The sequence below is a fragment of the Pseudomonas sp. Sample_21 genome (assembly GCF_004307525.1).
GTDB classification, from domain to species: domain Bacteria; phylum Pseudomonadota; class Gammaproteobacteria; order Pseudomonadales; family Pseudomonadaceae; genus Aquipseudomonas; species Aquipseudomonas atacamensis.
The window spans coordinates 1-12,761 of sequence record NZ_RCNZ01000002.1; the positions used below are offsets into that span (position 1 = coordinate 1).

General features: G+C 60.0%; 12 protein-coding genes. 3 read left to right on the forward strand and 9 right to left on the reverse strand.

The window, feature by feature from the left end; genetic code table 11:
• The 4 genes from D8U71_RS00330 to kdgD all read right to left on the reverse strand — a co-directional run.
• Positions 1 to 608: UxaA family hydrolase (locus D8U71_RS00330; protein WP_177434868.1), on the reverse strand; the 608-nt coding region annotated here is incomplete at its 3' end.
• A gap of 11 nt (positions 609 to 619) precedes the next feature.
• Positions 620 to 1,981, reverse strand: coding sequence for an MFS transporter (locus tag D8U71_RS00335; RefSeq protein WP_051600602.1), 1,362 nt, complete (start codon positions 1,979 to 1,981; stop codon positions 620 to 622).
• 100 nt (positions 1,982 to 2,081) lie between these two features.
• Positions 2,082 to 3,527: an aldehyde dehydrogenase family protein gene (locus D8U71_RS00340; RefSeq protein WP_016771707.1), complete on the reverse strand. Its 1,446-nt coding sequence runs from the start codon at positions 3,525 to 3,527 to the stop codon at positions 2,082 to 2,084.
• A 71-nt stretch (positions 3,528 to 3,598) separates the two neighbouring features.
• Positions 3,599 to 4,510 carry a 5-dehydro-4-deoxyglucarate dehydratase gene (gene kdgD, locus D8U71_RS00345; RefSeq protein ID WP_016771708.1) on the reverse strand — a complete coding sequence of 304 codons (912 nt, stop codon included), beginning with the start codon at positions 4,508 to 4,510 and terminating at the stop codon, positions 3,599 to 3,601.
• Between the two features lie 298 nt (positions 4,511 to 4,808).
• On the opposite strand from kdgD, the gene D8U71_RS00350 reads away from it, so the two are divergent.
• Both D8U71_RS00350 and D8U71_RS00355 read left to right on the forward strand, forming a co-directional pair.
• Positions 4,809 to 5,189: a hypothetical protein gene (locus D8U71_RS00350; protein WP_130886928.1), complete on the forward strand. Its 381-nt coding sequence runs from the start codon at positions 4,809 to 4,811 to the stop codon at positions 5,187 to 5,189.
• A gap of 206 nt (positions 5,190 to 5,395) precedes the next feature.
• Positions 5,396 to 5,758 (forward strand): hypothetical protein, encoded by a 363-nt coding sequence (locus D8U71_RS00355; RefSeq protein WP_130886929.1) that lies wholly within the window; start codon positions 5,396 to 5,398, stop codon positions 5,756 to 5,758.
• Positions 5,759 to 5,763: 5 nt separating this feature from the next.
• On the opposite strand, the gene D8U71_RS00360 is transcribed toward D8U71_RS00355, so the two are convergent.
• The 4 genes from D8U71_RS00360 to D8U71_RS00375 form a co-directional block, all read right to left on the reverse strand.
• Positions 5,764 to 6,510 (reverse strand): FadR/GntR family transcriptional regulator, encoded by a 747-nt coding sequence (locus D8U71_RS00360; RefSeq protein WP_024011597.1) that lies wholly within the window; start codon positions 6,508 to 6,510, stop codon positions 5,764 to 5,766.
• A 186-nt stretch (positions 6,511 to 6,696) separates the two neighbouring features.
• On the reverse strand, positions 6,697 to 8,424 hold the full coding sequence (locus tag D8U71_RS00365; protein ID WP_110646343.1) for an ABC transporter ATP-binding protein/permease: 1,728 nt from the start codon (positions 8,422 to 8,424) through the stop codon (positions 6,697 to 6,699).
• Positions 8,425 to 8,520: 96 nt separating this feature from the next.
• Positions 8,521 to 9,081, reverse strand: coding sequence for a response regulator transcription factor (locus D8U71_RS00370; RefSeq protein WP_003221630.1), 561 nt, complete (start codon positions 9,079 to 9,081; stop codon positions 8,521 to 8,523).
• Positions 9,074 to 10,336, reverse strand: coding sequence for an ATP-binding protein (locus D8U71_RS00375; protein WP_016771713.1), 1,263 nt, complete (start codon positions 10,334 to 10,336; stop codon positions 9,074 to 9,076). The genes D8U71_RS00370 and D8U71_RS00375 overlap by 8 nt, the downstream gene beginning before the upstream one ends.
• A 411-nt stretch (positions 10,337 to 10,747) precedes the next feature.
• On the opposite strand from D8U71_RS00375, the gene D8U71_RS00380 reads away from it, so the two are divergent.
• Positions 10,748 to 11,464, forward strand: a complete 717-nt coding sequence (locus D8U71_RS00380; RefSeq protein ID WP_016771714.1) for an SIMPL domain-containing protein — start codon at positions 10,748 to 10,750, stop codon at positions 11,462 to 11,464.
• Positions 11,465 to 11,633: 169 nt separating this feature from the next.
• Here the strand turns inward: D8U71_RS00380 and D8U71_RS00385 are convergent, their stop codons facing one another.
• Positions 11,634 to 11,996, reverse strand: coding sequence for a DUF6124 family protein (locus D8U71_RS00385; RefSeq protein ID WP_130886930.1), 363 nt, complete (start codon positions 11,994 to 11,996; stop codon positions 11,634 to 11,636).
• Positions 11,997 to 12,761: the final 765 nt, after the last annotated feature.

The following is a 12,761-nucleotide window of genomic DNA, read 5'->3' on the forward strand; positions in this document are numbered from 1 at the left end:
CCACCCAGGTTCGGGTTGCGCGCCAGATTGCGCACGGTACGAATCGGGATGTAGGCGTCGGTGGCGGTAATCGCCACACCGCAGCCATAACTGTGGGTCAGCGCCACCACGTCATCGACGTGCGGGTACTTCGGCAGCAACTCTTCCTTGATGCGCTTGACCGCATGATCGAGCACGCCGGTGACGCACTGCACGGTGGTGGTGATGCCGAGAATGTTGCGCGTGCCGACGGTGCCGTCGGCGTTGCGATAACCCTCGAACGTGAAGCCTTCCAGCGGTGCCTGCGCATCCGGCACATCGGTGGACAGCGGCAAGCTGTCCAGCGGCGGCGCGGTGGGCATGCGCAGTTGATCTTCCTTGACCCAACTGCCGCGACGGATCGGCTGCAAGGCGTAGCCGATGATCTGCCCATAACGAATCACCGGGCCGCCTTCGGGAATATCCTCCAGGGTGACCTTGTGGCTCTGCGGTACGAAATCCAGCGTGACCAGGCCGTCGGCGAACTCGGTACCGGCCGGTACGCCCTGATCGTTGACCACCACTACAACGTTGTCCCGCTCGTGCAGGCGGATGTAGCGCGGCGAGTCGGAATGTTCAATCAACTGCATGACGCCGCTCCTCAGGAATGCGCTTGAGACAAATTGCCGGTGGCTTCATTGCCGCCCTTGGCTGGCGGCTCTTTCAACACCACACGCTTGATCGGGCCGACGATTACCAGATAGCTGAACACCGCGACCAGTGCGTTGGCGCCGACAAACACCAGCGCCCACTTGAACGAGCCGGTGGAGCTGATGATGTAGCCGATCACGATCGGCGTGGTGATCGAAGCGATGTTGCCGAAGGTGTTGAACAGGCCACCGCTCAGACCGGCGATCTGTTTCGGCGAAGTGTCGGAAACCACCGCCCAGCCCAGTGCGCCAACGCCTTTGCCGAAGAATGCCAGAGCCATGAAGCCCACGACCATCCATTCCACTTCAACATAGTTGCACGCGACGATGCTGCTCGACACCAGCAGGCCGGCGATGATCGGCGCCTTGCGGGCGAAGGTCAGCGAATGGCCCTTGCGCAGCAGGTAATCGGAAATCACCCCGCCGAGCACGCCGCCGATAAAGCCGCAGATCGCCGGCAACGAAGCGATGAAACCGGCCTTGAGAATGGTCATGCCTCGCTCTTGCACCAGATACACCGGGAACCAGGTCAGGAAGAAATAGGTGATGCCGTTGATGCAGTACTGGCCCAGATACACGCCAAGCATCATGCGATTGGTCAGCAGCTGACGGATGTAATCCCACTTCGGACCGTCGGACTTCTTGCCCTTCTGATCCATGTCGACCATGCCGCCGTTGTCAGCGATGTGCTTGAACTCGGCCTCGTTGACCCGTGGGTGTTCGCGCGGGCTGTAGATGACTTTCAGCCACACCAGCGAGAACACGATACCGAGGATACCCATGACGATGAACACGTGCTCCCAGCCGAAGCTGTAGACGATCCAGCCCATCAACGGCGCGAACAGCACGGTGGCAAAGTATTGCGCCGAGTTGAAGATTGCCGAAGCGGTGCCGCGTTCAGCGGTCGGGAACCACGCCGCCACGATGCGCGCGTTGCCGGGGAACGATGGCGCTTCGGCCAGGCCCACCAGAAAGCGCAACATGAACAGCGCAACCACTGCCGTGGACATGCCGAATTCACCGACGAAGCCTTGCAGCACGGTGAACAGCGACCAGGTGAAAATGCTCAGGGCATAGACTTTTTTCGAGCCGAAGCGATCGAGCAGCCAGCCACCGGGAATTTGCCCGGCGACGTAGGCCCAACCGAATGCGGAGAAGATGTAGCCGAGGGTGACGGCGTCAATGCCAAGGTCCTTTTGCAGGCTGGAGCCGGCAATGGCGATCGTGGCACGGTCGGCGTAATTGATCGTGGTCACCAGAAACAGCATGAGCAGGATCAAATAGCGGACGTGAGTCGGCTTGGAGGATTGCATGCAGATGTACTCCCACTGATTATTTTTATGCGGGTAAAACATTCTTTGGTCTTGTGCCGCGCAGGGCCTCAGGCGATGGCCCGGCGCGGGTGCAGCGGGGTTACGATCCGATGTAACTGGTCTTCACGACCGTGTAGAACTCTTGTGCATAGCGGCCCTGCTCACGGGAGCCGTAGGACGAGCCTTTACGCCCGCCGAACGGTACGTGGTAATCCACACCGGCGGTCGGCAGATTGACCATCACCATCCCGGCCTGGGAGTGGCGCTTGAAGTGGTTGGCGTACTTCAGCGAGGTGGTGGCGATGCCGGCCGACAAGCCGAATTCGGTGTCGTTGGCCATTGCCAGCGCAGCTTCGTAATCGGCCACACGAACAATGTTGGCCACCGGGCCGAAAATTTCTTCGCGGCTGATGCGCATCGACGCTTCGCTGTCGGCAAACAGGGTTGGCGCGAGGAAGTAGCCCTCGGTGTCGCAAGTCACCACACCACCGCCGCTGACCAGACGTGCACCTTCGGACTGGCCGATGTCGATGTACTTCATGTCCTGTTCAAGCTGCGCCTGGGAAACCACCGGACCTATGTCGGTGCCGGCTTTCAGCGCGTGGCCGACCTTGATCGACTTCATGCGCTCGGCCATCGCTTCAACGAACTTGTCGTGAATGCCGGCGGTGACGATCAGACGGCTCGACGCTGTGCAGCGCTGGCCGGTGGAGTAGAACGCGCTCTGCACCGACAGCTCGACCGCTTGCTTGAGGTCGGCGTCGTCGAGAATGATCTGCGGGTTCTTGCCGCCCATTTCCAGCTGCACCTTGGCCTGGCGCGAAACACAGTTGACCGCGATCTGACGACCCACGCCCACCGAACCGGTGAAACTGATGCCGTCGACTTTCGGGCTGTTGACCAACGCCTCGCCAACCACGCGACCGCTGCCCATCACCAGGTTGAACACACCGGCCGGGAAGCCCGCGCGGGAAATGATTTCCGCCAGCGCCCAGGCGCAGCCCGGCACCAGATCGGCAGGCTTGAGTACGACGCAGTTGCCATAGGCCAGGGCCGGAGCAATTTTCCACGCCGGGATGGCAATCGGGAAGTTCCACGGCGTGATCAGACCGACCACGCCCAGCGCTTCACGGGTGACTTCGACGTTGACGCCCGGGCGTACCGACGGCACGTAGTCACCGGACAGGCGCAGGCATTCACCGGCGAAGAATTTGAAAATGTTGCCGGCGCGGGTCACTTCACCGATCGCCTCCGGCAGGGTCTTGCCTTCTTCACGGGCCAGCAGCGTGCCGAGCTCTTCGCGACGGGCGAGAATTTCCGTGCCGACTTTATCCAGCGAATCGTGACGGGCCTGAATGCCCGAAGTGGAATACGCCGGGAACGCAGCGCGAGCAGCGTCGATGGCGGCGTTGACCTGGGTCAGGTCAGCCTTGGCGTAATCGCCGATGGTGTCGCTGAGTTCGGACGGGTTGATGTTGGCCGAGTAATCGGCACCGGCGACCCATTCGCCATTGATGTAGTTGTCGTAGCGTTTTGCAGTTGTCACAGGGCAGCCCTCAACTCTAAAAGCCTTCACGCAAAAAGCCGCTGATTGCTCAGCGGCCTCGCTTTTCTCGTTTATTGCGCGCCTTGCTTGTCGATCAGCGCGGCGAGCATTTCGTACTCTTCGCCGGTCAGGTCGGTCAGCGGCGCACGCACCGGACCTGCGTCATAGCCGGCGATTTTTGCACCTGCCTTGACGATGCTCACGGCGTAACCGGCCTTGCGGTTGCGGATGTCCAGGTACGGCAGGAAGAAGTCGTCGATGATCTTGCCGACGGTGGCGTGATCTTCGCGAGCGATCGCGTGGTAGAAGTCCATCGCGGTTTTCGGGATGAAGTTGAACACCGCCGAGGAGTAGACCGGCACGCCCAACGCCTTGTAGGCAGCGGCGTAGACTTCGGCGGTCGGCAAACCACCCAGGTAGCTGAACCGATCACCGAGGCGGCGACGGATCGACACCATCAACTCGATATCGCCCAGGCCATCCTTGTAGCCGATCAGGTTCGGGCAGCGCTCGGCCAGACGTTCCAGCAGCGGCGCGTTGAGGCGGCAAACGTTGCGGTTGTAGACGACCACGCCGATCTTCACCGATTTGCACACGGCCTCAACGTGGGCGGCAACACCGTCCTGGCTCGCTTCGGTCAGGTAGTGCGGCAGCAGCAGCAGGCCTTTGGCGCCCAGACGCTCGGCTTCCTGAGCGTATTCGATGGCCTGGCGGGTCGAACCACCGACGCCGGCGAGGATCGGCACGCTGGTTGCGCAGGTGTCGACGGCAGTCTTGATGATTTCCGAGTATTCGCTGGCGGCCAGGGAGAAGAACTCACCGGTGCCGCCGGCGGCGAACAGAGCCGAAGCGCCATACGGAGCCAGCCATTCCAGGCGTTTGATGTAGCCCGCGCGGTTGAAATCGCCCTGCGCGTTGAAATCGGTCACCGGGAAAGACAGCAGGCCGGCAGAGAGGATGGACTTCAGTTCTTGTGGATTCATTATTCGAACACCCTGGTAGCAACGTTTTATTGTGAGTGGACCGTTCAGCCTTCGCCGAAGTTGTAGGTCATCGTACAACTTAAAAAGTAACCGTCAACTGCATTTCATCGTTGGCAGGGCTTTTTTGTCCGACAAAAGCGCTGTTTATGCTTCTGGAAATCGCTGGAAGGCCCGTCCTTGAAGCATTTTCTCGCGGAAATATCTGGTCTGGATTCGTTTAATTCTGAGGGGACCAGCGGCTCGTAAAGTACGTCGACTGCCACGAAGGATCGTGGCGGACCACTCAAAGGAAGCCGCTATGTCGATGCATTTTGCCGCCCCCACCCTCACCCACGTCGCCCCTGCGCAAGACGACTGCGTGACACTTCAGCTCTCGCAACTGCCGGACATCCTCACCGTGCAGGTGCCGGATTCCAGCGATTTCGCAGCGAACTGGAGCGTCTACGCGATTCTCGGCAGTGATGGCGAGGAACCCGAATGGGAAGGTGATGAGGTGGACACTGGCGCCTGGGACGACGCCGAGGATGAAATGGAGAAGCTGTTCGACATCGAGGTGCAACTGCCGAAAGAGGCGCTGCAACCGTATCTGAACCGCGAGGTGGAGCTGCGTTACAAGTTCCGCGATGAGTCGAGTATGGAGCCGTATTCGCAGGCGTTGAGGTTGCGGATCGAGGCGTGAACACGATGTTTCTCATCACCATTTCACGTTTCCAGACGTAGCCGCTTTGCGTGACGACCGTTGGTCAGGACTGGTATTTCTAACAGGTGCGCAAGAAGGGGCGTAACTGAGCTAATGACCGCAGGGGATAGCGAACCGGCCCCTATCGTAGCGCGTCATTACTACGGAATTAAAAGGTTTGATTAGGTATAAAAGGAATTTCAATCATGACTCCAAAAGCAACAAACCTCGCCCCGCCTCAACTTCTCGAAGCCACCGTGCATGACGGGAAACTCAAGCTTTACATCCATAATTTGGTTGACCCTGCTCACGGCATCGTCGAGTCGTACCCAGATGTTATGGAGGGAGACAAGGTCATCTTCGAGGTGAGCACTTCCACAGGGAACCAAGATAAGCAGGAGCTCGAAGTAAAATCACCCACCGATGCCTCATTTGTATTCAATATTGCGAAAAAAATCTTTGCAGAAAAATTTGAGCCGGGTGCCATCGCTACATTGAGCTATAGCGTGCAGAGATCATCTGGTAATACTGCACCGTCTGAAAAGCAGAAGGTTTATCTCGAACTCTGACAACATCACCCCTGCGCCTGCGCCTCTTCATGGGCCTGGCGCAGTCTTTCGCGGCTGTTGGTCAGGTGCAGACGCATCGCCGCACGCGCGGCATCGGAGTCCTGACGGGCAATCGCGTCGTAGATTTCCTCGTGCTCGCGGCTCAGGCGGCCCATGTAGTGCTGCTGGTCATCATGAGCCAAACGCGCCGAGTTCAGCCGCGTACGTGGAATGATGCTGGTGCCAAGGTGGGTCATGATGTCGGTGAAGTAGCGGTTGCCGGTGGACAGGGCGATTTCCAGGTGGAAAGCGAAGTCCGACGACACCGCATCGCTGGCATGGGAGGCGCTTTCGTTCAAGGCGTCGAGGGCGGCGCGCATGGTTGCCAGTTGCTCGGGGCTGCGGCGTTGCGCGGCAAGGCCGGCGGATTCGACTTCGAGGCTGATGCGCAATTCGAGGATCGCCAGCACGTCACGCAGGGTGACCACGGTGGCCGGATCGATACGGAAACCGCTCGGGCTCGGCGTATCGAGAACAAAGGTGCCGATGCCGTGGCGGGTTTCCACCTGACCGGCGGCCTGCAGACGGGAAATCGCCTCGCGGACCACGGTGCGGCTGACGCCATGGGCTTCCATGATTGCCGACTCGGTGGGCAATTTGTCGCCACGCTTGAGCAGGCCATCACGGATCTGCTCGCTCAACACCGTCACCAATTCCTGGGCGAGGCTGCGGCGCTTGCGGGGGAGGCGCGGGGTGTCGATCAGCTTTTCCATGGTCTGCATCTTGTCTCGAAAGTTCGGCTTGGCGCCATCATAGCTCAAGCGAGTTGTACGATCACTGGGCAGATTACATTACCCCACTGTGGGAGCGAGCCTGCTCGCGAAAGCGGTGGTTCAGACGACAGATTCGTCGACCAAGACGGCCCCTTCGCGAGCAGGCTCGCTCCCACAGGTGAGTGTTCAGACAGTTATGGCCTGTTCGACCAGACGACCGCTGTCGATCCGCACATGCCGTGGATGGAATCGTTTCAAACTGCTTCGGTGACCGACGCTGACGATGCTCAGACCCGGAATCTCGTCAATCAACGCTTGATACAAGGTCGCCTCATCCTCTTCATCCATCGCCGATGTAGCCTCGTCCATGTACAGCCATTGCGGTGCATAAAGGAGCGCGCGGGCGAAGGCCAGGCGTTGTTGCTCGCCCGGCGAGAGCATGCGCTGCCAGTGATTGGCTTCATCCAGCCGCCCAACCAAGTGCGGCAGACGACAGGTTTCCAGCACCTGTGCATAACGCTCCAGCGCGTAGGTATCGCCCGGCTGTGGATAACTCAACGCTTCACGCAATGTGCCGATCGGCAGATAAGGCTTCTGCGGCAGGAACAGATAACGCGCCGCCGGTAAACGAATATTGCCGTGCCCCGCCGGCCACAAATGCCCCATCGCCCGCAGCAATGTCGACTTGCCGCTGCCGGAACGGCCGCTGAGCATCACGCGCTCACCCGGCTCAACGGTCATGTCAGCGTCGGTCAGCAGGTGACGACCATCGGCCAGATCCAGGCCGAGGTTGTGCACCTGCAACTCACTGCCCTGATTCTGCACGTCGATGGCCGGGGTGCGTTGTTCGTTGTCGCTCATGGCCTGACGGAAACTCAGCAAACGATCACAGGTGGCGCGCCACGCGGCGAGATCCGAGTAGGCGGTGATGAACCAGCTGAAATTCTCCTGCACGTTGCCGAACGCCGAGTTGATTTGCATCAGCTCGCCCAGTTCGATCTTGCCGGACAGATAGCGCGGTGCGGCGACGACAAACGGGAAAATGATTGCGATCTGACCGTAACCGGAGGTGAAGAACGTCAGGCGCTTGGACACGCGCATGATGTCCCAGAAATTGTGCCAGACCAGCCCGAAGCGGTTGCTCAGGCGGCGGTTCTCATTCGGTTCGCCGTTGTACAAGGCGATGCTTTCCGCGTTCTCACGCACGCGCACCATGGAAAAACGCAGGTCTGCTTCGAAGCGTTGTTGCTTGTTGTTCAGACCGATCAGACGGCGACCGATCAAATGCGTCAGCCAACTGCCCACCGCCGCATACAACAGCGCACACCAGAACATGTAGCCGGGAATTTCGATGCCGAACACTTCGATACTGCCCGACACGCCCCACAAAATGATCGAGAACGACACCAGACTGACAATCGTGCGCAGCAGCCCGAGGCCCAGGCTCAGGGTGTTGGCGGTGTAAGTGTTGAGGTCTTCGGAAATCCGCTGGTCGGGGTTATCGGTATAACCGCCCTGCTCCAGCTGATAGTAATTCTTGTGGTCTAGCCAGCGCTTGAAGTGCTTTTCGGTCAGCCAAGCCCGCCAGCGGATCGTCAGCATCTGCGTCAGATACAAGCGATACACCGCGCCGAGAATCGCCACCGTCGCGATGCCGCAGAAATACAGGATCAACTGCCAGAACGCGGCTTCATCCTTTCTCTGCAAAGCGTTGTAGAAATCCTTGTACCAACTGTTGATCCACACCGAGATCGCTACGCTGAACAGCGTCAGCGCAATTACGGCAATCAGCAACGTCCAGGCCTTGCCCTTCTCTTCGCTGCGCCAGTAAGGCGTGGTCATCGCCCAGACTTTGCGAAAAAACTGCCCGCGCACAGCATCGTTGACCGCGGAATATTCAGCGTTCTGATTCATGGATAAGGCTCGATAGTAAAAAGAACGGACACGCGCCGATCATAGATGATCGGCGCGTTTTATCGCGAGGGCTGGCGATAGTCGTTCAGCGCAGGTTCAGCGACGAACCGGACGCTTCTGCAATTTGCGCTGCAAGGTGCGGCGGTGCATGCCCAGCGCGCGGGCCGTGGCGGAAATGTTGCCTTCGTGCTCGGTGAGCACGCGCTGGATGTGCTCCCATTGCAGGCGATCGACCGACATCGGGTTTTCCGGCACCAGACTGTCGAGGTCGGCATGCTCGGACAGCAGCGCGGCCAGCACGTCGTCGGCATCGGCGGGTTTGCACAGATAGTTGCAGGCGCCACGCTTGATCGCCTCGACTGCCGTGGCAATGCTCGAATAACCGGTGAGGATCACCACGCGCATTTCCGGATCGAGTTCCAGCAGCTTGGGCAGCAGAACCAGACCGGAATCGCCGTCCATTTTCAGGTCCAGCGCGGCGTAGTCAGGCAGATCGGCCTGGGCGATGGTGAGGCCTTCTTCCGCAGAACCGGCAGTGCTGACGCGAAAGCCGCGGCGGGCCATGGCGCGGGCCATGACGCGGGTGAAGGTCGCGTCATCGTCGACCAGCAGCAGATGCGGCAGTTCTTCGCCTTCGACTTGGATTTCGTCACTCATGTTGGTCTCCTCGGGCGCCGTGGGGCAGGCGCAGCTCGGTGAGCGTGCCGCCTTCCTCATGACTATAGAGTTTCACTGAGCCGCCGGCGCGTGTCACGCTGGCCTTGCTCAAAAACAGGCCCAGGCCGAAACCTTTGCCCTTGGTGGTAAAAAACGGCTTGCCGATCTGCTCGGCGATGGCCAGCGGCACACCGGCGCCGTGGTCGCGAATGCTGATGGTCAAAGTCTCTGCGTCCCAGTCCAGCGTCACCTGGAGATTTTCCGGGCAGGCGTCAGCGGCGTTATTGAGCAGATTCAGCAAAGCCTGGGTCAGATCCGGCGGCGGCGCCATGCGCGGCACCGCCCCCTGGCCGAGACGCTGGAAGCGGTAACTGGCTTCCGGGCGCATCAGGTGCCAACGGTTCAACGCCTCGTCGAGCCAGTCGGTAACGTCCTGCATCTCCACCGCCAGACGCCGATTGGCCTCAGCGGCGCGGACCAGTTGCTGCAAGGTTTCCTTGCACAGCTTGACCTGATCCTGCAGCACTTTCAGATCATCCTGCAGCAACGCATCGGGGTGATCCTGCTGCATTTCCTTGAGCAACACGCTCATGGTCGCCAGCGGCGTACCCAACTCATGCGCCGCACCGGCGGCCTGGGTCGCAACGGCGAGCAGCTGCTGATCGCGCAGGCCTTCTTCGCGGCGAATCGCGCGCAATTCTTCCTGCCGGCGCAGCTCTTCAGCCATACGCGCGGCGAAGAACGTGATGACCGCAGCAGCCAGGGCAAAGCTCAGCCACATGCCGTAGATCTGCAGATTCTCACGGGCGACCGGCAGGGTTTCCAGCGGATAGAAACGCGTCAGCATCAGCGTGTACAGCGCCAGCGCGATACCGGACAGAATCACCGAATAACGCCACGGCAACGTCACCGCCGCGATCGTCAGCGGCACCAGATAATAGGAAACGAACGGGTTGGTCGAACCGCCGGAGAAATACAGCAGCGCACTGTGAATCACCAGATCGCAGGCCAGTTGCAGCGCGTACTCAAGCTCGGTCACCGGCCACGATGTGCGCAGGCGCACGGCAGTGAATACGCAGAGCAGAATCGAACAGCCCAGGGTCATCGCCAATTGCACCCACGGCAAAGGCAACAATTGCAGCCAGTAGGCCAGGCCCACGGACCCGGCCTGCGCGGCGAGCACCAGGGTGCGGATGAAAGTCAGCCGCCAGAGGTTCTGGCGAGTGGCGGAAGTCAGTTGTACGGGGGCGAGCATGAGCTCTCCTGATGAGCGCTCCAGGCGGATCGCACGGAGTATAACCAACGCGCGGGGTTCAGAGGCGAAAGTGCGGCAAACGACCACATGGCGACGATGGAGAATTCATCTGAGTTGAAGAAGATTCCGAGGGCTATTGGACATCAATTGTGGCGAGGGGATTTATCCCCGCTGGGTGGCGGAGCCGCCCCCAAATCATGCGACCTCATTTAACCAGACATACCGCATCAGCCGGATTTGCGACTGCTGCGCAGCCGAACGGGGATAAATCCCCTCGCCACAGAAGCACTCCCCACTGCGCGCAGGTATCTGTATAGAAGTTGTAACTGGGCGAACCGGATCATAGAAGTTAGAGTCTGATGGTTCACGCAGGCCGCGACCCATCACCTGCGCCTCATTCAAGGAGCCTTCATGCACACATTTCGCCGCAGCGCCGCCCTCCTCGCCCTGACCGTCGGCAGCGTCGCCAGCCTCCCGGCGCTGGCCGCCGATGAGCTGCACTACAACCAGATTTCCCTGCGCGCCGAAGTCAGCCAGGAAGTGGCCCGCGACCAGATGATCGTGACGCTCTATACCGAAGAGCAGAACACCGACCCGGCCAAACTCGCCGCCGCCATCAGCACCACCATGAACAAGGCCACCGCCCAGGCCAAACAAGTCAAAGACATCACCTTGCGCACGGGCAGCCGCAACAGCTATCCGATCTACGACACCAAAGGCCAGAAAATCACCGGCTGGCGCGAACGCGCCGAACTGCGCCTGGAAAGCACCGACTTCGCCGCCCTGTCCAAACTCACCGGCGAGCTGCTGACCGACCTGAAAATGGGCGGCATGGACTTCGCCATCGCCGACCCGACCCGCAAGGCCAGCGAAGACCAGTTGCTCAAAGAAGCCGTCACTGCCTTCAAGACCCGCGCCCAACTGGCCACCGACGCCCTGGGCGGCAAGGGTTATAAAATCGTCAACCTGAACCTCAACAGCAACGGTTACCCACAACCGTACCTGCGCGCGCCGATGATGATGAAAGCCGCAGCCATGGATTCCGCGCCGGTGACGCCTGAGGTCGAAGCCGGCACCAGCCAGGTCAGCATGACCGCCGATGGCTCGATTGAAGTGTTGATGCAGTGATTTAAGCTTGGCTGAATGAAGGACCGGCAATCAGTAAATGGTTGCCGGTTTTTTTGTGCCTGGGTTTTGTAGTGAATGATCCACCGCTTTCGCGAGCAGGCTCGCTCCCACAGGTTGAACGCATTTGAATGTGGGAGCGAGCCTGCTCGCGAAGAACGATGACGCGGACTCAAGCCTGCGGATCAACCCGATCCAGCGCCCGATTCACCGCCAGCTCCGCCAGCATGATGATCTGCTGAATCGCCAGCGCCGTATTGCGCTGCGGACGACCGAGCTGATCGGCGAAATCGCTGGCCAGCGTATTGGCTGAAGCAAGGGACTCACAGGCGTGAGCCAGCAGGCTTTCGGTGTCGATGTCGGGCTGGACCAGAAACATCGTGCCGGGCGGATGGGGTTTGCCGGGTGGCGGGCAGAGATAGAAATCGAGGGCACGCTTGATGGCTTCGCGGTTCTTCGCGAGATCGTCGGCGCGCAGCGCGGCTTCGAGGGGGGTTGAGGTTTCTTCGGGTGGGTCGGGGACTGGTTTGCTCATGCGCTTCACCTATGAGGTTGAGCCATCTCGATGCCGTTTCTCACACGGCGAAGAGGTGGCAGCTTTGTGCGGGGTGAGAAAACCGGTCATAGGCACCCGGCCGGACATAAGCCCGCCCGCACAGAGCCGCCATAACGCACTTGCAGGCAGCAAACTTGCTGGCGGCAATTATGCGGATCTGGGCACTGAATGACTATGAATGTCGGGTTCTCACACCCGATCGCTGAACAACCAGCGACGACCCAAGCCTAGAGAGCGCACGTCCGACGGACAACCTGAAAACCTTGTGGGAAGGTTCTGGCTGTTCCGCAGCGGATTTAAACAGCCAAAAAGCAAACCCTCACCCTAACCCTCTCCCAGAGGGAGAGGGGACTGACCGAGGTGTTTGGGGGAGATACGCCAACGTGAAACTCCGAGTCGAACTCAGGATTTGAAAAGCACACAAATCAGCCCCCTCTCCTCGGGGAGAGGGCTGGGGTGAGGGGCAAATCCACAACAAAAATAACGCCGAACACCCGCTCTTCACCACTCAATAGGCCGAGTGTCAGCTCGCCTGCTGTTGATCTTGTTCCACCGGCGACGTCGGAAGGCTGAGTGGAGGGATTGATCCGGGTGTGGGAGCGCAGCGACCGTTCGACGAAGTCGAACACAGCGGAAGGAGGTGCAGCGAAGCAAACCGTAGCCGCTGCGCCCGGGTCGATCCCGGAGCAAAGGAACCCGAGCCTGCGAGGGCCGAACGTAGGAGCAAGCCTTTTGGGTTACCTT